Below are 16,979 nucleotides of genomic sequence, written 5' to 3'. Positions count from 1 at the left end.
CGCATGATCAGAACTCGCCGTAACCCCGCCGCCCTCCTCCTCGCCCTCGCCCTGGCCCTCCCGGCGGCGGCCGCGGCGCCCGCCGCCGCCACCGCGGGCGGCTCCGACGTCCGCGTCGCGATCCCGCACCCCACCGGCCGGTACGAAGTGGGTCGCGACACCCTGCATCTCGTCGACGCCGGCCGCCGCGACCCGTGGATGCCCGCAGCCGCCCGCGAGCTGATGGTCTCGGTGTACTTCCCGGCGCGCACCGGCGGCAGCGCGGCGCCGTACATGACCGTCGAGGAGGCCCGGCTGCTGCTCAAGGGGCAGAGGCTCGACACCGTCTTCAAGCCCGAGCAGCTCGCCGACGTCACCACCAACGCGCACCTGGACGCCCGTCCCGTCGGCGGCCGGCACCCCCTGGTGGTGCTCTCCCCGGGGTTCACCCTCAACCGGGCCACCCTGACCACGCTCGCCGAGGACCTCGCCTCCAAGGGCTACGTCGTCGCCCTCGTGGATCACGCCTACGAGTCGTTCGGCACGACCTTCCCCGGCGGCCGGACCCTGACCTGCCTGGCGTGCGAGACGGTGGAGAGCGCCCCCTCCGACGAGGCGGAGAAGGAGCTGATGGCCAAGGCCGCGGTCAACCGGGCGGCCGACCTGTCCTTCGTGATCGACCGGCTGACCCGTCCCGCGCGGTCCGCCCCCGCCTGGAGGCACTGGCAGATGATCGACCCGCGCCGGATCGGCGCCGCCGGCCACTCGCTCGGCGGCAACGCCGCGGCGAGTGTCATGGCCGCCGACCGGCGGGTCCGCGCCGGGGTGAACCTGGACGGCTCGTTCTTCGCCCCGGTCGCGGTCTCCGGTCTCGGCGGGCGGCCGTTCCTCATGCTCGGCACCAAGGTCCAGCACTCGCCCGGCGCCGCCGACACCACCTGGACGCGGGACTGGCCACGCCTGGACGGCTGGAAGCGCTGGCTCACCGTGGCCGACTCCGGCCACTTCACCTTCATCGACCTGCCCATCCTGGGCGGCCAGGCCGGGATCGTGGACCCCGCCGCGCCCCTGCCGGGCAAGCGGTCAGGCGAGATCACCACGTCGTACGTCGGCGCCTTCTTCGGCCGGCACCTCCGCGGCGAGCGGCAGCCCCTGCTGGACGGTCCGTCCGCCGCCAACCCGGAAGTGGCCTTCCAGAACCCCTGAGGCCGGGCCGGTCGCCTGCGCTGGTGGCCTCCTCGACGTGGATCACGAGCGGCTCGGGGCGTTCATGGCCGCGTCCCCTTCAGTGGTCGGACTCCGATGCCGCGGCGGCGATCGGTTCGAGCTCCGTGACCAGCTCGTCCAGCTCGTCCGGGCTGAGCACGTCGAACGCCGGCGCGGCCAGCTCGTCGGTGAGCGCCTCGATCCGTTGCTTGGTCTCGCGGCCGGCGTCGGTGAACCCGCCGGCGGCGTCCACGAGGCCGCGGTCGCGCAGCCCGTCGATCACGGCGGCCAGCCGGGCCTTGGGCAGGTGGTGGATCCGGCCGAACTCCTCCGCCCGCATGCCGAGGGAGAGGGCCACGAGGACGTGGGCCTCGGTGCCGCCGATGCCGTGGGCGAGCAGGGTGGCGTTGTGGCCGTCTCCGCGGTGCTCCCGCAGCAGCGTCGCCGCGTGCCAGAGCCTGGCCACCGGCTCCTCGGGCACGTCGAGCGCCCGCAGCCCGGCGTACAGGGGGCGGCCCTCGGTGGGCGCGCTGACCGCCGCGCGGGTGGCGAGGTCGGCGGCCCGCGCCAGGCCGGGGGAGCCGGCGAGCTCGCCGATCCTCTGCCGCAGGGCGGCGGTGCTGCCCTGCTCGCGGATGGTGATCGCCTCCTGCGGGGTGATCTTTCCCCACACCCAGGGGATGTGGCGGGCCACCTCGCCGTCGGCGAAGTTGTAGAAGACAGCGTGGACCACCTCGGCCGGCGCCAGGCCCAGGGGTGCGGCCCGGCCGGCGAAGTAGCCGTCCCAGTAGTTGCGCATGCCGACGGCCAGGAACGCCTCGTTCGCCACCTCGGAGAAGGTGGCGGTGGCGATCGGCTCGACGAGCTCGAACATGCGGTGGATCCTGGCCTGCGGGTGGCGGTGCTGCATCGGTCGGCATCTCCCGGGTCGTGACGGCTGCTCGTGAGCGACTGTTCACCCTGGCCACGAACGACGCGACCGGGATCCGACAACTCCGGCCAAGATTTTTCCGGCCCGGATGTGATCTACGTTGTAAAGGCGCTGTGCCGGGCCGCGTGAGGGCCCCGGGTTTCCCGATCGGAGCATTCAATGTAGGTTAGGCTAACCTAACTAAGGAGCTCTGTGGTGGTTGATCCTTTTCGTGCCTTCGACGTCCGGGTTCGGGGACTTCGGCGGCTGAGCCCGTCGTTCCTCCGCGTCACCTTCACCGGGGACGACCTGCACGAGTTCGCGGACAACGGCTACGACCAGCGCGTCAAGCTGGTCCTGCCGACCCCCGGCGCGGGCGTGACGCGCTTCCCGCGCGGCGCCGACTGGTTCAAGCAGTGGTACGCCCAGGGCGACCAGCGCAACCCGCTGCGCACCTACACCGTCCGCGCGGTCCGCCCCGAGGCCGCCGAGGTGGACATCGACGTCGTCCTGCACGACGACTGCGCCGGGCCCGCCGGACCGGCCGCCCGCTGGATCGCCGCCTGCCGGCCGGGCTCGGCGGCGGCGATCTTCGGCCCGAACGGCCTCTACGACGGCTTCCACGGCGGCCTGGAGTTCCGGCCGCCGGCCGGCTTCGGCACCGTGCTGCTCGCCGGTGACGAGACCGCCGTCCCGGCGATCGTCGGCATCCTGGAGCGCCTGCCGGCCCATGTCACCGGGGAGGCCCTGCTGGAGGTGCCGCACGAGGAGGACGTCCTCCCGGTCGCCGGGCCGTCGGGCGTGCGGGTCACCTGGCTCGCCCGCGGCGACGCTCCTTGGGGCGCCCGCCTGGAGCCCGCCGTGGCGGAGGCCGCCGCCAGGCTCCTTCCCCCGGGCGCGGCAGGCGCCGAGCCCGAGGAGATCGACGTCGACGCCGAGATCCTCTGGGAGATCCCCGAGAACGGCGACGGCCCCTGCTACGCCTGGCTGGCCGGAGAGGCGGCCGTGATCAAACGGCTGCGCCGCCACCTGGTCTCCGAGCGCGGCATGGACCGCAAGGCCGTGGCCTTCATGGGCTACTGGCGTCAGGGCCGCTCCGAGGACGCGTGAGCCCGCCATGACGACCGACCCCCTGCTCCCGGCCCCCACCGCTCCCGCACTCACCGGCCACGCACTCACCGGCCCGGCCCGCACCGGCCCCGCGCTCGGCGGTCCCGCGCTCTCCGGTACCGGACTGTGCCTCGGTTACGCGGGCCGTCCCGTCGTGGACGGCGCCTGCATCAGCCTGGCCGCCGGCGCGGTCACCGCCCTGGTCGGCCCGAACGGCAGCGGCAAGTCCACCCTGCTGCGCGCCCTGGCCCGGCTGCACCGTCCCGACTCCGGCGAGGTCCGGCTGGCCGGCGGCGCCGACGCCCTGGCCCTGTCGGCCCGCGACTTCGCCCGCCGGGTGACGCTGCTGGCGCAGAGCCGTCCCACCCCGACCGGCGTGCGCGTCAGGGACGTGGTCGGCTACGGCCGCCACCCCCACCGCGGCCGCTGGCGCGCGGGCGACCCCGGCGGCGAGGCGGCGATCGAGCACGCCATGGAGCTGACCGGCGTGCGCGCCATGGCCGCCCGCGCCGTGGACGAGCTGTCCGGCGGCGAGATGCAGCGCGTGTGGCTGGCCACCTGCCTCGCCCAGGACGCCGGCGTGCTGCTGCTCGACGAGCCCACCACCTTCCTCGACCTGCGCTACCAGGTCGAGCTGCTCGAACTCGTGCGCGACCTGGCCGACCGGCACGGTGTGGCCGTCGGCGTCGTCCTGCACGACCTCAACCAGGCCGCCGAGATCGCCGACCGGGTCGTGCTGCTCCAGGGCGGCCGGGTCCGCGCCGACGGCGCGCCGCCCGAGGTGCTCACCGAGGACCTGCTCACCGAGGCCTACGGCATCCGCGTCGAGGCCACGATCGACTCCCGCACCGGACTGGTCCGCACCAGGCCGCTGGGCCGCCACCTGGCGATGAAAGGCTGAAAGATCCCCATGCGTTCCCTCCCGGCGGTCATGGCCGCCATGCTGCTGCTGACCGCCTGCGGCACGACGGAGCCCCCCGCGGCCCCCGCTGACCCCGCGGCTCCGGAGCCGTCGGCGGGCGCCGCGGCCCCGATCACCGTGACCGACGCCCGCGGCAAGCGGGTCACTCTCGACAGGCCCGCGACCCGCGTGGTCGGCCTGGAGTGGGGGGAGGTCGAGATGCTGGTCGCGCTCGGCGTCCAGCCGGTCGGCGCGGCCGACGTCAAGGGGTACGGCACCTGGGTCACCGCGGCCCCGCTCGACGCCTCCGTCAAGGACGTCGGCACCCGCCAGGAGCCCAGCGTCGACTCCATCGCCGCCCTCCAGCCGGACCTCGTCGTCATGGAGTCCGACGACTCCGCCCTCGTCGGCCAGCTGGAGAAGATCGCCCCGGTCATCGTCGCCAAGGGCAGCGACGCCGCCGCGAACCTCACCCGCATGCGCGACGACCTCACCCTGCTGGCCACCGCCGTCGGCAGGACGGAGCAGGCGACCAAGGTGATGGCCGACTTCGACGCCGCGATGGCCGACGGCAAGGCCAGGATCGCCGCCTCCGGCGCGGCCGGGCAGAAGTTCATGATGGCCGACGGCTGGAAGGACGGCAGCAAGATCGCCATCCGCCCGTTCGGCAAGGGCGCCCTGGTCTCCGACGTGGCCGAGCGGCTGGGCCTCGCCAACGCCTGGACCGGCGAGGTCGACAAGCAATGGGGCCTCGGCAACACCGACGTCGAGGGCCTGACCGCGGTCAAGGACGAGAACCTGCGCTTCTTCTACAATGCCTCCGACGGCGTCGACGTCTTCGCCGGCCTGGCGGGCAACGCGCTGTGGAAGTCGCTGAGCTTCGTCAGGCGGGACCAGATCACCAGACTGCCCGACGGCATCTGGACCTTCGGCGGCCCCCTGTCGTGCCGGCAGTTCGCCGACGCCCTGGTGAAGGCCTACGCCGGGTGATCACCGCAGTCGAGGCCCCCGCGACGCCGCTACGCCGGCTCGGCGTCGCGGGGGCCTTCCTCGTGACCTCGGCCGTCATCGCGGCCCTCGCCGCGCTCCACCTGACGCAGGGCACCTCAGGCACCGACCTGTTCGCCCTCGACGAGCAGGCGATGAACGTGCTGGTCGCCTCCCGGCTGCCGCGGCTGCTGGCGGCCGTCAGCGTCGGCGTCGCGCTCGGCGCGGCGGGCGCGCTGCTGCAGTCGGTCGCCCGCAACCCGCTGGCCTCGCCCGACACCCTGGCCGTCAGCAACGGCGCGTACCTTGCGGTCGTGCTGGCCGCCAGCTTCGGTCTGAGCCTGCCGGCGTTCCTGGCCGGCGGCCTGTCCTTCCTCGGCGGCCTGGCCGCCGCCGCCCTGGTGCTCGCCCTGTCGGCGGGCGGCAGGACCGGCACCACCCGGCTGATCCTCGCCGGCTCGGCGACCGCGCTGGCCCTGCAGTCGGCGACGACCCTGCTCATGATCCTCTTCCAGGAGGAGAACACCGGCCTGTTCGCCTGGGGCAGCGGCTCGCTGGTGCAGAGCGACCTCGGCGGCGTCACCCAGATGGCGCCGGTCATCGTGGTGGCGATCGGGGCGGCCGTCGCCCTCGGCTCCCGCCTGGACATCCTCGGCCTGGGCGACGACACCGCCTCGGTGCTGGGCGTCGACGTCCGGCGGCTGCGCCTGACCGTCGTCGTGCTCGCCGTCCTGCTCTCGGCGGCCGCGGTCACGGTGGCCGGGCCCGTCGGGTTCGTCGGCCTGTGCGCGCCGGTCGTCGTCCGTCTTCTGGCCCGGCGGCTGCCCGAGCTGGGGCGGCACCGCGTCCTGGTGCCGCTGTCGGCGCTGGCCGGGGTGGTCGTCCTGCTCGCCGCCGACATCGCGCTGCGCTTCGCGCTCGGCGCGCAGGCCGGGGTGGACGTGCCGCCGGGCGTGGTGACCGCGATGCTGGGCGCGGGCGTGCTGATGTGGCTGGCCCGCCGGCACCGCGACGCCGGCCCGGCCCGGCGGCCGCCGACCGTCCGCGCCGCCGGGCCGGGCCGCGCCGCCTTCGCGGTGATCCTGCTGTCCGGTACGGCGCTGCTCGTCGTCGCCGTCGTGCTGGGCCTGCTCGGCGGCGACACCTGGCTGCTGCTCGGCGACGTCGCCAACTGGCTGGGAGGCAGGACCGGCAGGGCCCTGACGTACGTGCTCGACCAGCGCTGGCCGCGCGTCGCGGCGGCGGTCCTGGCCGGTGCGGCGCTCGCCGTCTCCGGCGCGGCCTTCCAGGCTGTCTCCCGCAACCCGCTGGCCGAGCCGGGCGTGCTCGGCGTCACCGCGGGCGCGGGCGCGGCGGCCGTCGCGACGCTCACCCTCGTGCCCATGGCCGGGATCGCCGCGGTGTCCGGCGCGGCGGGGGTCGGCGCGCTCGCCGCCTTCGCCCTGGTCCACCTGCTGGCCTGGCGCGGCGGGCTCGGCTCCGACCGGCTCGTGCTCATGGGCATCGGCGCGCACGCGCTGTTCAACGCGGTCACCGTGCTGATCATCGTCAGGTCCGACCCGTGGAACACCGCCAAGGCGCTCACCTGGCTCTCCGGTTCCACCTACGGGCGGGTTCCGGCCCAGCTCCTGCCGGTCGCCGTGGCGCTCGCGCTCTTCCTCCCGCTCGCGCTGTGGCTGCGGCGCGACCTCGACCTGCTAGCGCTCGACGAGGACACGCCCCGGGTGCTCGGGGTGCCGCTGGAACCCGTGCGGCTGCTCGCGCTGGGCGGCGCCGTGCTGCTCACCTCCACCGCGGTCTCGGCCGTCGGCGTGGTGGGGTTCGTCGGGCTCGTCGCCCCGCACGCCGCCCGCGCGCTCGTCGGCGGCGGGCACGTGCGGCTCCTGCCCGTGGCGGCGGTGCTCGGGGCGGTGCTGGTCAGCCTGGCCGACACGCTGGGCCGTACCGTCATCGCGCCCGCCCAGGTGCCGGCCGGGCTGGTCACCTCGCTGCTCGGCACGCCGTACTTCGTGTGGCTGCTGTGGCGCTCACGCGCCAGGTCCTAGCGGTGCGGGTTCAGGGCCAGTCGGCGCCGAGCAGCCGTTCCAGCTCGGCCTGCGTCCGGTCGGGGTCGTAGCCGGGGACGGCCTCGCGCATGAGGTCGTGGGTGCGCCGCCGGACGTCGGCGGCCGCCGCCCGTACCGCGGCGAGCGTCTCCTCGGCCAGGTCCTGGCCGCCCAGCCGCAGGGCGCGCCGGTCGTAGCGGACGTCGAGGACGCGTCCGTCGGCGTCGACGGTCACCCGCACGTGGCCCGAAGGCCCCTCGCCGGTGCCGATGACGGCCCGCAGCTCGTCGTGGGCCGACTCCAGCCAGGCCAGCATGCGCTCGCCCCGGCGGGCGGCCTCCTCCAGCTCGCGTTCGCTGATGTTGGCGGGGTCGATCTCCGGCCCGAACACGCTTGGCCTCCTAGTAAAGGTCGTTGATCGCCTGCTCGACCCGCGCGCGCACGAAGGTCTCGTCCAGAGGCGCGGGCACGGCGGCGGTGGCGTCCCGCACCCCGTCGGCGATCTCTTGCGCCCGGCGCGCGGCGTCGTCCTGGGCGGCCCGCAGCACCTCGGCGGTCTTCCTGCCGAGCGTGGCCTCGTCCAGGCGCAGCGCGCGCGGGTCGATGCGCAGGCGGGTGGGGACGCCGTGGCCGTCGGCGTACGCCTCGACCAGCCCGTCGTCGCTCTCCGCGCGGCCCTCCACCCGGCCGATGGACGCCCGCGCGTCGTGCAGCGCCCGGACGGCGCGGCGGCTCTGGGCGACGTACTGGTGCAGGTACTCGGCGTCGTCCCCAGGTGCGGGTGAACGCATGTCGAACCTCCGGCAGTCAGTCACGTGAACGTTCAGTGTAGAGGTAAACCTCTGTGCCTGAATTGACTGGATATGCTTTCTGGGCATGACGGGATTTGAAATCGCCGCGGGGGCGGTGGGTCGTGACGGGACGCACGTCACCGGCCATGGGGCGAACTACGACGCCGCGGTCATGCGGCTGCGGCAGCGGGGGAGCGGCGCCCGGACGTTCGGCGGCGAGGGGCTGTTCGCCACCATCATCGCCAGCTACAACGAATGCCTGCAGACCTCGCTCGACGCGCTGACGGGGATCGGCGGGCAGATCGCCGAGACCGGCGAAGGGCTGCGCATGGTGGCCAGGAACACCCGGGCGGCGGAGGACGCCACCGTCGAGAGCTTCGAGGGCCCCGCATGGCGGTGACGCTCGACCCGCACGTGGCGGGCTTCCTCAACCTCATCGGGTTCCCCTGGCCGAACGACAACGAGGACGAGTGGCGCCTTGAGGCCGACGACTGGCGGGTCGTGCTCGCCGCGTCGTCGACCCAGGGCGCCGCGGCCGACGAGTCGGTCCGCAACGCGCGGCAGTTCTACCAGGGCGACTCGGCCACGCACCTGGCGAGCCACTGGGACCAGGTCGGCGACGGCGGCGGCCACATCTCCCAGGCCGCCTCGGCGGCGAAGGTCGCGCCGGCCGTCCTCGACGGCACCGCGAACGTGGTCAGCGCGGTCAAGCTGGCCGTGGGCACGCAGGCCGCGTACGGGCTGACCGCCGCCACCCAGGCGCTGCTGTTCGGCGGCGCCGCGGGCGGCATGATCGCCCTCGCGCGCATGCAGATGACCCGCCACGCCGTCGGCAAGGTGGCGCTCGAAGGCGCCGAGGGCACCGCCAGGGGCCTGGCCCCGGTGCTGAGCGGCCGGGTGACCGAGACCATGCGCCGCATCATGAAGGAGATGGAGAAGCGGCCGCACGCCCGCGACGGCATGCTCCAGATCCGGCGCAGGCGCGGCGGGGGCGGCGGCGGCAAGGGCGGGAAGGGCGGCGGCTACGACCCGAACGCCTCGGCGAGCTTCGACAACGCCGCGCAGCGGATGCACGGCAGGTTGCCCAACAGCAACGACGTCAGCAAGATGACACCGGAGCAGGCGAGGCAGGCGGCGGCCGAGGTCAAGGACAGCATCCTCACGCGGAAGATGAACGAGGCCAAGCTCGGCAGGGACTCCGGGCACGCCGCCCGGCTGGAGCAGGAGCAGAAGCTGCTGCAGGACCTTGAGCGCAAGGCCAACGAGGGGAAGTAGCACCAGATGCAGACACAGACGGGCGACGACCTGATGGCGCGCATTCTCGCCCGCCCCGCCGACGACGAGGCCCGCGGCCAGGCCGCCAACGACCTGCTCAACGAGCTGTTCGACGGCTATCCCGTCGAGAACCTGCGCGTCCTGCTGCGCAGCGGTGACGACGACGCCGTGCAGACCGGCGCCTGGCTGCTGTCGGAGCTGGGCGAGCCGGCCGAGCCGCTGCTGGACGAGGTCCCCGCCCTGCTGGCCCATCCGCGGACCCAGGTGCGCTTCTTCGCCGTCGAGTTCGTGCTGCTCGCCGCGGACGAGCGGCACGCCGACGTCATCGCCCAGACCCTCGCCCTGAGCCGGACCTCCGACACCGCCGTCCGGTGGAAGGTCCTGCACTTCCTGGCGATGGCCTCGACCGAACAGCTCATGGCGGGGCTGTCCCGGCTGGCCGACCCCGAGGTCGGGCGGCTCGCGGCCGGGCTGGTCGCCTCCGACACCGAGGACCCCGACCCGGGCGAGGTCGTCGCCGCGCTGGAGGGCGAGGACCCGGTGGCCCGCCTGTTCGCCGCGGCGATCGCGACGCGCATGGCCGAGGACGACCCGGCGCTGCTGCGCCTGGCCGCCAGGGGGAGGGACGAGGAGGTCGCTTCGTTCGCGCAGTGGCAGCTCATGCGGCTCCAGGGCTAGCGCGCGCCTCACCGGCCGTCGAGGAGGAGCGGCAGCAGGAGCAGGAGCCAGAAGACGGCGACGGCCGCGAAGCTGATCAGGGTGCGGGCGAGGCGTGCGGCGGCTCGCCGTCGGCGGATCGGCGTGTGCACGGCCCCGGTCACCGGGGCCCTGCGCCCAGGTTCTGTTCCAGCCGTTCGATGCGCTCGATGAGCGGCTGCACCTGCTGCCGCACCGCCGCGGCCAGCGCCTGGGCCGGGTCGCCGGCGGCCGACGTCTGGGCGCGCAGGTGCACGTACCCGGCCAGGGCCGCCGTCACGGCCCGGCGGACCAGGCGGGGTTCGGCGCCCAGCGCCCGCAGGACCTGGCCGGCGGTGCCGTCGGGCTCGGTGACCAGGCCCAGGAGCAGGTGTTCGCAGCCGACGTAGTTGTGGCCCATCGCGGTCGCCTCGGTGACCGTCAGTTCGAGGGCGCCGGCGGCGGCGTCGCTGAAGTGCGCCGCCGGGCTCCCGCCGGCCCCGCCTTCCTCGCCGGCCGGCCGGCACCGGCTGCCCGCGCCGCGTGGACGTGGGACAGAGCGCCAGGAACGCCGACGCGTGGCAGGCGTGCCTGTTCGGCAAGGGGTACCGGTACGCGGTGTACTACCACCCGCCGTCCAGGTTCTGGCGCTTCCAGTGGACCGAGGCGGGGATCCTGGCGCTCCTGTCGGCGGCCCTCGGCGGCCTGGCCGTGCGCCGCACCCTCCGCCGCACCGGCTGACCGGCCGGTACGACCCGGCCGCACGTCAGCGAACCGGCGCCGCCCACCAGGTCAGGTTGGTGGCGGCCTGGGACACCGGTTCGATGACCTCCCACGCCTCGGCGATGCGGCCGCCGTCCAGGCGCCAGATGTCCACGACCACGATCTCCGGGCCGCCGTCCGGCGCCTGGCGGCGCGAGTGCATCACGACGTGGTCGCCGTCGGCCAGCACGTGGTCGATCTCCACGCGCATGCCGGCCAGCGGGACGAGCGCGGCACGCACGGCGCCGAGCCATTCCGCCTTGGTCGAGGCGGCCGCACCGGGCCGGTGGTGGCGGAAGTCGTCGCTCAGCAGGGGCGCCAGGGCGTCGACGTCGCCCGTCCCGACCAGTTCCGTCAGCGCGCGCTGGACGATGGCCTTGTTGTCAGTGTTGTTGTCTTTTGTCATGGGGACACTCTGGCCAGCCCTGCCGGGGATGTCGATGAAATGGGATTTCATGGCGGACGTCCAGTAGTCTCGGCGGCCATGCGGACTGTCGGGGACATGTTGCGGCAATGGCGGCACCGCCGGCGGCTCAGCCAGCTCGATCTCGCCAACGCCGCCGGCGTCTCGGCCCGGCACGTGAGCCTGGTGGAGACCGGCAAGTCCAACCCGAGCGCCGACATGATCCTGCGGCTGGCCGGCCAGCTCGGCGTGCCGCTGCGCGAGCGCAACCGGCTGCTGCTCGCCGCCGGCTTCGCCCCCCGGTACGCCGAGCGTCCGCTCACCGGGGACGCGCTGTCGACGGCCGGGGAGGCGGTCGCGCGGGTGCTGCGCGCCCACGAGCCGTACCCGGCGGTGGTCCTCGACCGCCGGTGGAACATCGTGATGAGCAACCGGGCCATCGACGCCTTCCTCGTGGACATCCCGCCCGACCTGCTGCGCGCGCCGGTCAACATCGTCCGGCTGGGGCTGGATCGCCGCGGGCTCGCTCCCCGGATCGTCAACCTGCCCGAGGTGCGCGCGGTGCTGCGGGCCCGGATCGCGCGCCAGCTCGCCGTCGCCCCCGACGCCGAGCTCCACGCGATCTACGACGAACTGCTCGCGCCGGGCCCCGGGGAACGGCGCACGCCGGGCTCCGAGGAGGCGGAGCGACCGGCCGAGCCGGAGGTCACCGTCCCGATGATCTTCCGGTTCGGGACGGCCGAACTGCGGCTGTTCTCCACCACCACCACGTTCGGCACCCCGATGGACATCACGCTGGACGAGATCTCGATCGAGTCCTACTACCCGGCCGACGCCGAGACCGCCGCCTACTTCGTGAAGTTCGGCGCGGAGGTGCTGGCGGGGAGTGACGAGGGGGAGTGACGGGGGGTTCCACCGGCGGTTGAGGCTTTCCCGGCCGCCGGTCCGGCGCGTCCGGGCGGAAGTCTCCGGGGCCGGTTCAACGACAGCCTTGACGTAGGAGTGCCGCGTGCCGACGTGAGGAGAGACCATGACCGATGCCCTGCCGGAGCCGGCGACGTTCCCGATGCCCCGCGCCACCGACCGCCCCTTCGACCCGGCCCCGGAGCTGACCCGCCGCAGCCAGGACGCGCCCGTCTCCCGCGTACGCCTGTGGGACGGCACCACCGCCTGGCTGGTCACCCGGTACGACGACGTCCGCGCGGTGCTCGCCGATCCGCGCGCCGGCGTCGACGTGGCCGAGCCCGGCTTCCCACACACCAATGGAGGCGCTGCGGCCCGGAGTTCAGCGGATCGTGGACGATCTCGTCGACGACCTGCTCGCCGGCCCGAACCCGGCCGACCTGGTGCAGGCGGTCGCGCTGCCGGTCCCGTCCCTGGTGATCTGCGAACTGCTCGGCGTGCCCTACGCGGACCGGGCCTTATTCCATCGCGCGGCGGCCGAGCTCGTCATGGACGCGGACGACCCGGCCCGCGCCCTGGCCGCCGCCGAGGAGCTGAACGGCTACCTGGAGGCGCTGGTGGCGGCCAAGAGCGACGATCCGGGCGACGACGTCCTCAGCAGGCTCGCCGTGGAGCAGTACCGGACGGGCGCGATGACCCTGCCCGAGATCGCCGCGACAGGCCAGCTCCTGCTGGTGGCCGGGCACGACACCACCGCCGACATGATCGCGCTCGGCACGGCCGCGCTGCTGGCGCACCCCGGCCAGCTCGCGGCGGTGCGCGACGGCGGCCCGGACGTGGTCGCCGACGCCGTCGAGGAGCTCCTGCGCTACCTGTCGGTCACCCACACCGAGGCCCGCCGCGTCGCCCGCGAGGACCTCCAGGTCGGCGGCACGACGATCCGCAAGGGCGAGGGCATCGTCGTCGTGAAGAGCACCGCCAACCGCGACCCGTCGGCCTTCCCGGACCCCGGCGTCCTCGACGTCCGCCGCGGGGCCCGGCACCACGTCGCCTTCGGCCACGGCGCCCACCACTGCCTGGGACGGCCGCTGGCCCGGGTGGAGCTGGAGGTCGTCTTCGGCACGCTCGTCCGCCGCGTCCCCACGCTGGCGCTGGCCGCGCCGCTGGAGGAGCTGGCGTTCAAGCACCAGGCGGTCTTCTACGGCGTCCGCGAGCTGCCCGTCACCTGGTGACCGGCGCCGTCGGCTCCGCAGGCGCGGTCGGCGATGACGTTCGTCATCGCCGATCGTCCACTTCCGCATCTGCCGGTCGGACGGCGGCGCGGCGGAGACTTTCCGGCGACGGCGACTTCACACCCCTCAGCGGACTCCCTCGGCGGGCTCCGAAGGGGGCTCGAAGTCTGAGCACTCCGGAAGGGAACACTCCGATGAGCAAGGTCATCTGCGCCCACGCGGTGTCGGTCGACGGCTTCATCACCGGCCGCGACCCCGGCGCCGGGCGCGGCCTCGGCGACGCGTCCATGCTGTTCGACTGGTACTTCGACGGCGACACCGCCAGCCAGGTCTTCGGCGGGTTCAAGCTGAGCGCGCCCAGCGCCCGGCTCTTCGACGCCCTGGCCGCCCGCGTCGGCGCGATCGTCGCAGGACGCCGCACCTACGACGACTCCGACCACTTCGGCGGCGGCAGCCCCCACCCGGCCGCCCGCCTGGTCGTCCTCAGCCACCGCCCGGCGCCGGAGATCACCGACCGGCAGACGCTGGTCACCACCGGCGTCCACGACGCCATCGACGCCGCCCGCCGGGCCGCCGGCGGCAAGGACGTCGGCCTCATGGGCGGCGGCGTGGTCACCGAGGCGCTGCGGGCGGGCCTGGTCGACGAGGTGGTCCTGCACCAGGTGCCCGTCCTGCTCGGCGGCGGCCGGCCGTTCTTCGGCGAGCTGCCCGAGCACGTACGCCTGCGCCTGGTCGAGGCCGTGCCCGCGCCGGGCGTGACCCACCTGCGCTACGAGGTGGCCCGATGATCCTCGTCACCGGGGGGCTCGGCATGATCGGCGCGCACACCGCCCGCGCGCTCGCCGACCTCGGACGCCGGGTCGTCGTCACCGCGCACCGCCGGGCCGAGGTCCCCTCGTTCCTCGCCGGCCGGGTCGCCGTGGAGCCGCTGGACGTCACCGACCGGGACGCCTTCCTGGCCCTGGCCGCCCGTCACGACATCGGCGACATCGTCCACCTGGCCGGCGGCATCCCGGGCGCGGACCCGGTGGACTTCTTCCGCGCGGACACGACCGGCCTGCTCAACGCGCTGGAGGCGGCCCGCGTCAGGGGCGTGCGCAGGTTCGCCGTCGCGAGCAGCCTCGGCGTCTACGCCGGGCGGCCGGAGACCCGCCGGCACGAGGAGCTGGCGCTGCCCGCCGCGGACCTGCCGCACCCGATCGTCGCCCTCAAGAAGGCCGCCGAGCCGCTGACCACGCACGGCCTCCAGGGCAGCGGGGTCCAGCCGGTCGTGCTCAGGATCGGCAGCGTCTGGGGGCCGCTGATGGACCCGGACTCGCCGTTCAACCACATCCCGCCGTACGTCGGCGCCGCCCTGCGGGGCGAGCGGCCGCCGCCGCTGCACGCCGGCGACGGCGGTGACACCTGCTACGCGCCCGACGCCGGGCGCGCGATCGCCCTGCTGATGACCGCGCGAGCCCTGCCGCACACCGTCTACAACGTCTCCAGCGGCCGGCCGTTCACCAACCGCGACCTCGCCGACGCCGTACGGGCGGCCGTCCCCGGCTTCCGGCCCGCCCTCCTGCCCGGACGGTCCGCCGCAGCCGACGGAGCCGACGGAGCCGACGCAGCCGACGGAGCCGATCCCTGCCTCGACATCGCCCGGCTCACCCGCGACACCGGCTTCGAGCCGGCCTTCGACCTGGCCGCAGCGGTCGCCGACTACGTCGCCTGGCGCGCCGCCAACCCCCGCTAGCGCGACCGGGCAGGCGGCCCGGGGTCGGTCAGACCACCTCGAAGGTGCTCATCATGGCCATGTCCTCGTGTTCGAGGTTGTGGCAGTGCAGGACGTACCGGCCTCGGTAGCCGGTGAACCGGGTGATGAGCTCCACGGTCTGCGCCTCCCGCAGCTCGACGGTGTCCTTCCACTCCGGCGGGCCGTCCGGTCGTTCGCCGCCGACCGAGAGCACCTGGAAGGGCGCCAGGTGCAGGTGCACGGGGTGGGCGACGTCGCTGGTCACCCGCCAGATCTCGACCTGGCCGAGCTTGGGCCGGGCATCGACGCGGCGCACGTCGAAGGGCTTGCCGTTGATCAGCCAGCCGGTGTGGCCGCCCAGGTCCCCGCTGCTGAACTCGAAGTCGCGGGTCACCGCGGCCGCGGCCGGGTCGAGGCGTTCGACGGTGGACAGGACCTTGGGGATCGCCGAGTCGTCGCGGGCGTCGCGCTCGACGATGAACCGCATCACCCGGGCCTGCGGCCCCTCCCCGAGCAGGTTGCGCAGCTCGACGTGGTCGCCGACCCGGTAGGCGGCGAAGTCCACGATCACGTCCGCGCGTTCGCCGGGCGCCAGCCTGATCCGCTGGAGCGGACGCGGCGCCGCCAGCAGGCCGCCGTCGCTGCCGATCTGGGTCAGGGCGCCGCCGGGCGACAGGGCCAGCTCGTACGTGCGGGCGTTGGAGGCGTTGAGCAGCCGCAGCCGGTGGCGGGCGCGGTCCACGCCGAGCGACGGCCAGGGCGCGCCGTTGACCAGGATGACGTCCCCCATCACGCCGCCCATGAACGCCTCGCGGGCGCCTGGGCCGTCCTGCCTGGCCGGGTAGGGCATCGTCCCGTCGGCCTGGAAGGCGCGGTCGCAGATCAGCAGCGGCACGTCCCGCTCGCCCGACGGCAGCGGCAGCCTGTCCTGCTCGTCGTCGTCCACGATGAAGAAGCCGGCCAGGCCGCGCCAGACCTGCGGCCCGGTGAAGTCCATGCGGTGGTCGTGGTACCACAACGTGGCCGCGCGCTGCTCCAGCGGGAAGACGTAGTCGCGGTGCGCGCCCGGCTGGACCAGGTCGGTGGGGAAGCCGTCGGACTCGGGCGAGGTGTGCCCGCCGTGCAGGTGGGTGACCGTCGGAGCGGGCAGGCGGTTGCCGACGCGCACGACGGTCCGGCGGCCGGAGCGCGCCCGGATGGTGGGGCCGGGGAACTGCCCGTCGTACCCCCAGACCGGGGTGCGCAGGCCGGGCAGGATCTCCACCTCGGCCGGACGCTGGAGGAGTTCGTAGTGGTCGGCGCCCGCGTCCGTCCTGGCGGGTTCGGCCACCTTCGGGCGCGGGAGCGGCACGGCGTACGGCGTGGGCAGCGGCGCCTGGCTGGTCATCAGCTGGGGCAGCGGGGTGCGGGTCAGCAGCGAGCAGCCCGAGACGCCCGAGACGCCCAGCGCGGCGCCCACGCCGAGCAGCCGCAGCGCCTGCCGTCTGGTCATGCCGGTCGTGCCGGTCATGCGGTTCATGCCGTTGTCGTCCGGAGGCGGCCGGCGGACCAGGCCCGCGCGGTCTGCACCATGCTGCCGCCGAACATCAGCACGCCGAGCGGCACGTGCACGCCCTTCACGTGCGCCATGCCCAGCGCCATCTGGACCAGCGTCGCCACCAGCATGCCGGCGGCGGCCAGGATGGCCGCCCGCTGCCTGGTCAGCATCGCGGCGACCAGGTACAGCAGGACGGTGGCCGCGACGGCCAGCGCCGTGGCGCTGTGGGCGGCCCGGCCGCCCGGCGAGCTCAGCAGCAGCCCGGCGGTGACGGCCTGCAGCAGCAGGGCGACGGTCTGCGCGGCGAGCGCGATACGCAGGAACATGACGGTTCTCCTAACGGGACGAGGGGTGCCTGACTCGGGTTCTCATGTCTGGTCATCGTCGTCCGGCCGGGGCTGCGTGGCGTCCCACCGGCGGACCCATCTGCCGCTACCCCAGCGGGCTCAAATGCCGGCCGCGTCTACGACGACGGATGTAGTGCCGCGCTACCGCGTCGTACGGACCGGCCGCAGAAAAAACCCGTGA

General features: G+C 74.4%; 21 protein-coding genes. 13 read left to right on the top strand and 8 right to left on the bottom strand.

Going from position 1 to position 16,979, the window contains the following annotated elements; genetic code table 11:
• Window positions 1-3: 3 nt before the first annotated feature.
• A complete protein-coding gene (locus ACIBQ8_RS41665) occupies window positions 4-1,185 on the top strand; it encodes an alpha/beta hydrolase family protein (protein WP_397194791.1) in 1,182 nt (393 codons plus the stop codon).
• 79 nt (window positions 1,186-1,264) lie between these two features.
• Here ACIBQ8_RS41665 and ACIBQ8_RS41660 read toward each other — a convergent pair whose 3' ends face one another.
• The gene (locus ACIBQ8_RS41660; RefSeq protein ID WP_397175257.1) at window positions 1,265-2,095 is read right to left on the bottom strand and encodes a MarR family winged helix-turn-helix transcriptional regulator; all 831 of its coding nucleotides are present in this window, start codon (window positions 2,093-2,095) and stop codon (window positions 1,265-1,267) included.
• A gap of 216 nt (window positions 2,096-2,311) precedes the next feature.
• On the opposite strand from ACIBQ8_RS41660, the gene ACIBQ8_RS41655 reads away from it, so the two are divergent.
• The 4 genes from ACIBQ8_RS41655 to ACIBQ8_RS41640 are packed head-to-tail and all read left to right on the top strand — an operon-like array spanning window position 2,312 to window position 7,138.
• Window positions 2,312-3,205, top strand: a complete 894-nt coding sequence (locus ACIBQ8_RS41655; protein WP_397194790.1) for a siderophore-interacting protein — start codon at window positions 2,312-2,314, stop codon at window positions 3,203-3,205.
• A gap of 7 nt (window positions 3,206-3,212) precedes the next feature.
• Complete coding sequence (locus tag ACIBQ8_RS41650) at window positions 3,213-4,106, top strand: ABC transporter ATP-binding protein (RefSeq protein ID WP_397194789.1); 894 nt, start codon at window positions 3,213-3,215, stop codon at window positions 4,104-4,106.
• 9 nt (window positions 4,107-4,115) lie between these two features.
• Entirely contained in the window at window positions 4,116-5,096 is a 981-nt protein-coding gene (locus ACIBQ8_RS41645) for an ABC transporter substrate-binding protein (RefSeq protein WP_397175261.1), read from the top strand.
• Complete coding sequence (locus ACIBQ8_RS41640; RefSeq protein WP_397194788.1) at window positions 5,093-7,138, top strand: iron ABC transporter permease; 2,046 nt, start codon at window positions 5,093-5,095, stop codon at window positions 7,136-7,138. Before ACIBQ8_RS41645 ends, ACIBQ8_RS41640 begins: the two co-directional genes overlap by 4 nt.
• Window positions 7,139-7,148: 10 nt before the next feature.
• Here the strand turns inward: ACIBQ8_RS41640 and ACIBQ8_RS41635 are convergent, their stop codons facing one another.
• Window positions 7,149-7,529: a YbaB/EbfC family nucleoid-associated protein gene (locus tag ACIBQ8_RS41635; protein WP_397194787.1), complete on the bottom strand. Its 381-nt coding sequence runs from the start codon at window positions 7,527-7,529 to the stop codon at window positions 7,149-7,151.
• A gap of 10 nt (window positions 7,530-7,539) precedes the next feature.
• Window positions 7,540-7,929: a YbaB/EbfC family nucleoid-associated protein gene (locus ACIBQ8_RS41630; protein ID WP_397194786.1), complete on the bottom strand. Its 390-nt coding sequence runs from the start codon at window positions 7,927-7,929 to the stop codon at window positions 7,540-7,542.
• 85 nt (window positions 7,930-8,014) lie between these two features.
• Here ACIBQ8_RS41630 and ACIBQ8_RS41625 point away from each other — a divergent pair, with 85 nt between their 5' ends.
• Genes ACIBQ8_RS41625 through ACIBQ8_RS41615 form a run of 3 tightly spaced genes read left to right on the top strand, consistent with a single transcriptional unit; the run spans window position 8,015 to window position 9,882 of the window.
• Window positions 8,015-8,329, top strand: a complete 315-nt coding sequence (locus tag ACIBQ8_RS41625; protein ID WP_397175266.1) for a hypothetical protein — start codon at window positions 8,015-8,017, stop codon at window positions 8,327-8,329.
• Entirely contained in the window at window positions 8,320-9,204 is an 885-nt protein-coding gene (locus tag ACIBQ8_RS41620; protein ID WP_397175268.1) for a hypothetical protein, read from the top strand. Before ACIBQ8_RS41625 ends, ACIBQ8_RS41620 begins: the two co-directional genes overlap by 10 nt.
• Before the next feature lie 6 nt (window positions 9,205-9,210).
• The gene (locus tag ACIBQ8_RS41615) at window positions 9,211-9,882 is read left to right on the top strand and encodes a hypothetical protein (RefSeq protein ID WP_397175270.1); all 672 of its coding nucleotides are present in this window, start codon (window positions 9,211-9,213) and stop codon (window positions 9,880-9,882) included.
• 8 nt (window positions 9,883-9,890) lie between these two features.
• Here the strand turns inward: ACIBQ8_RS41615 and ACIBQ8_RS41610 are convergent, their stop codons facing one another.
• Together ACIBQ8_RS41610 and ACIBQ8_RS41605 are read right to left on the bottom strand one after the other, a co-directional pair.
• Window positions 9,891-10,013, bottom strand: a complete 123-nt coding sequence (locus ACIBQ8_RS41610; RefSeq protein WP_397194785.1) for a hypothetical protein — start codon at window positions 10,011-10,013, stop codon at window positions 9,891-9,893.
• Between the two features lie 8 nt (window positions 10,014-10,021).
• Window positions 10,022-10,324 (bottom strand): Clp protease N-terminal domain-containing protein, encoded by a 303-nt coding sequence (locus tag ACIBQ8_RS41605; RefSeq protein WP_397175461.1) that lies wholly within the window; start codon window positions 10,322-10,324, stop codon window positions 10,022-10,024.
• A gap of 98 nt (window positions 10,325-10,422) precedes the next feature.
• Here ACIBQ8_RS41605 and ACIBQ8_RS41600 point away from each other — a divergent pair, with 98 nt between their 5' ends.
• Window positions 10,423-10,620 (top strand): hypothetical protein, encoded by a 198-nt coding sequence (locus ACIBQ8_RS41600; protein WP_397175274.1) that lies wholly within the window; start codon window positions 10,423-10,425, stop codon window positions 10,618-10,620.
• A gap of 25 nt (window positions 10,621-10,645) precedes the next feature.
• On the opposite strand, the gene ACIBQ8_RS41595 is transcribed toward ACIBQ8_RS41600, so the two are convergent.
• Window positions 10,646-11,047: a nuclear transport factor 2 family protein gene (locus tag ACIBQ8_RS41595; protein ID WP_397194784.1), complete on the bottom strand. Its 402-nt coding sequence runs from the start codon at window positions 11,045-11,047 to the stop codon at window positions 10,646-10,648.
• Window positions 11,048-11,125: 78 nt separating this feature from the next.
• Here ACIBQ8_RS41595 and ACIBQ8_RS41590 point away from each other — a divergent pair, with 78 nt between their 5' ends.
• The 4 genes from ACIBQ8_RS41590 to ACIBQ8_RS41575 all read left to right on the top strand — a co-directional run bounded on the left by ACIBQ8_RS41590 (window position 11,126) and on the right by ACIBQ8_RS41575 (window position 14,914).
• On the top strand, window positions 11,126-11,947 hold the full coding sequence (locus tag ACIBQ8_RS41590; protein WP_397194783.1) for a helix-turn-helix domain-containing protein: 822 nt from the start codon (window positions 11,126-11,128) through the stop codon (window positions 11,945-11,947).
• Between the two features lie 392 nt (window positions 11,948-12,339).
• Window positions 12,340-13,179: a cytochrome P450 gene (locus ACIBQ8_RS41585; RefSeq protein WP_397194782.1), complete on the top strand. Its 840-nt coding sequence runs from the start codon at window positions 12,340-12,342 to the stop codon at window positions 13,177-13,179.
• Between the two features lie 194 nt (window positions 13,180-13,373).
• Entirely contained in the window at window positions 13,374-13,967 is a 594-nt protein-coding gene (locus ACIBQ8_RS41580; RefSeq protein ID WP_397175280.1) for a dihydrofolate reductase family protein, read from the top strand.
• A complete protein-coding gene (locus ACIBQ8_RS41575) occupies window positions 13,964-14,914 on the top strand; it encodes an NAD-dependent epimerase/dehydratase family protein (RefSeq protein ID WP_397194781.1) in 951 nt (316 codons plus the stop codon). Before ACIBQ8_RS41580 ends, ACIBQ8_RS41575 begins: the two co-directional genes overlap by 4 nt.
• 28 nt (window positions 14,915-14,942) lie before the next feature.
• Here ACIBQ8_RS41575 and ACIBQ8_RS41570 read toward each other — a convergent pair whose 3' ends face one another.
• Together ACIBQ8_RS41570 and ACIBQ8_RS41565 are read right to left on the bottom strand one after the other, a co-directional pair.
• Window positions 14,943-16,433, bottom strand: a complete 1,491-nt coding sequence (locus tag ACIBQ8_RS41570; RefSeq protein ID WP_397194780.1) for a multicopper oxidase family protein — start codon at window positions 16,431-16,433, stop codon at window positions 14,943-14,945.
• Window positions 16,430-16,777, bottom strand: coding sequence for a hypothetical protein (locus ACIBQ8_RS41565; protein ID WP_397194779.1), 348 nt, complete (start codon window positions 16,775-16,777; stop codon window positions 16,430-16,432). The genes ACIBQ8_RS41570 and ACIBQ8_RS41565 overlap by 4 nt, the downstream gene beginning before the upstream one ends.
• Window positions 16,778-16,979: the final 202 nt, after the last annotated feature.

This window comes from Nonomuraea sp. NPDC049646 (assembly GCF_044465525.1).
Classification (GTDB): domain Bacteria; phylum Actinomycetota; class Actinomycetes; order Streptosporangiales; family Streptosporangiaceae; genus Nonomuraea.
This window is presented reverse-complemented; position numbering and strand designations above follow the sequence as displayed.

Bases quoted from the DNA above. Each gene is read 5' to 3' on its own strand.
- ACIBQ8_RS41665 (WP_397194791.1), top strand. From the start codon at position 4: ATGATCAGAACTCGCCGTAACCCCGCCGCCCTCCTCCTCGCCCTCGCC.
- ACIBQ8_RS41660 (WP_397175257.1), bottom strand. From the start codon at position 2,095: ATGCAGCACCGCCACCCGCAGGCCAGGATCCACCGCATGTTCGAGCTC.
- ACIBQ8_RS41650 (WP_397194789.1), top strand. From the start codon at position 3,213: ATGACGACCGACCCCCTGCTCCCGGCCCCCACCGCTCCCGCACTCACC.
- ACIBQ8_RS41645 (WP_397175261.1), top strand. From the start codon at position 4,116: ATGCGTTCCCTCCCGGCGGTCATGGCCGCCATGCTGCTGCTGACCGCC.
- ACIBQ8_RS41630 (WP_397194786.1), bottom strand. From the start codon at position 7,929: ATGCGTTCACCCGCACCTGGGGACGACGCCGAGTACCTGCACCAGTAC.
- ACIBQ8_RS41625 (WP_397175266.1), top strand. From the start codon at position 8,015: ATGACGGGATTTGAAATCGCCGCGGGGGCGGTGGGTCGTGACGGGACG.
- ACIBQ8_RS41620 (WP_397175268.1), top strand. From the start codon at position 8,320: ATGGCGGTGACGCTCGACCCGCACGTGGCGGGCTTCCTCAACCTCATC.
- ACIBQ8_RS41615 (WP_397175270.1), top strand. From the start codon at position 9,211: ATGCAGACACAGACGGGCGACGACCTGATGGCGCGCATTCTCGCCCGC.
- ACIBQ8_RS41595 (WP_397194784.1), bottom strand. From the start codon at position 11,047: ATGACAAAAGACAACAACACTGACAACAAGGCCATCGTCCAGCGCGCG.
- ACIBQ8_RS41590 (WP_397194783.1), top strand. From the start codon at position 11,126: ATGCGGACTGTCGGGGACATGTTGCGGCAATGGCGGCACCGCCGGCGG.
- ACIBQ8_RS41580 (WP_397175280.1), top strand. From the start codon at position 13,374: ATGAGCAAGGTCATCTGCGCCCACGCGGTGTCGGTCGACGGCTTCATC.
- ACIBQ8_RS41575 (WP_397194781.1), top strand. From the start codon at position 13,964: ATGATCCTCGTCACCGGGGGGCTCGGCATGATCGGCGCGCACACCGCC.
- ACIBQ8_RS41570 (WP_397194780.1), bottom strand. From the start codon at position 16,433: ATGAACCGCATGACCGGCACGACCGGCATGACCAGACGGCAGGCGCTG.
- ACIBQ8_RS41565 (WP_397194779.1), bottom strand. From the start codon at position 16,777: ATGTTCCTGCGTATCGCGCTCGCCGCGCAGACCGTCGCCCTGCTGCTG.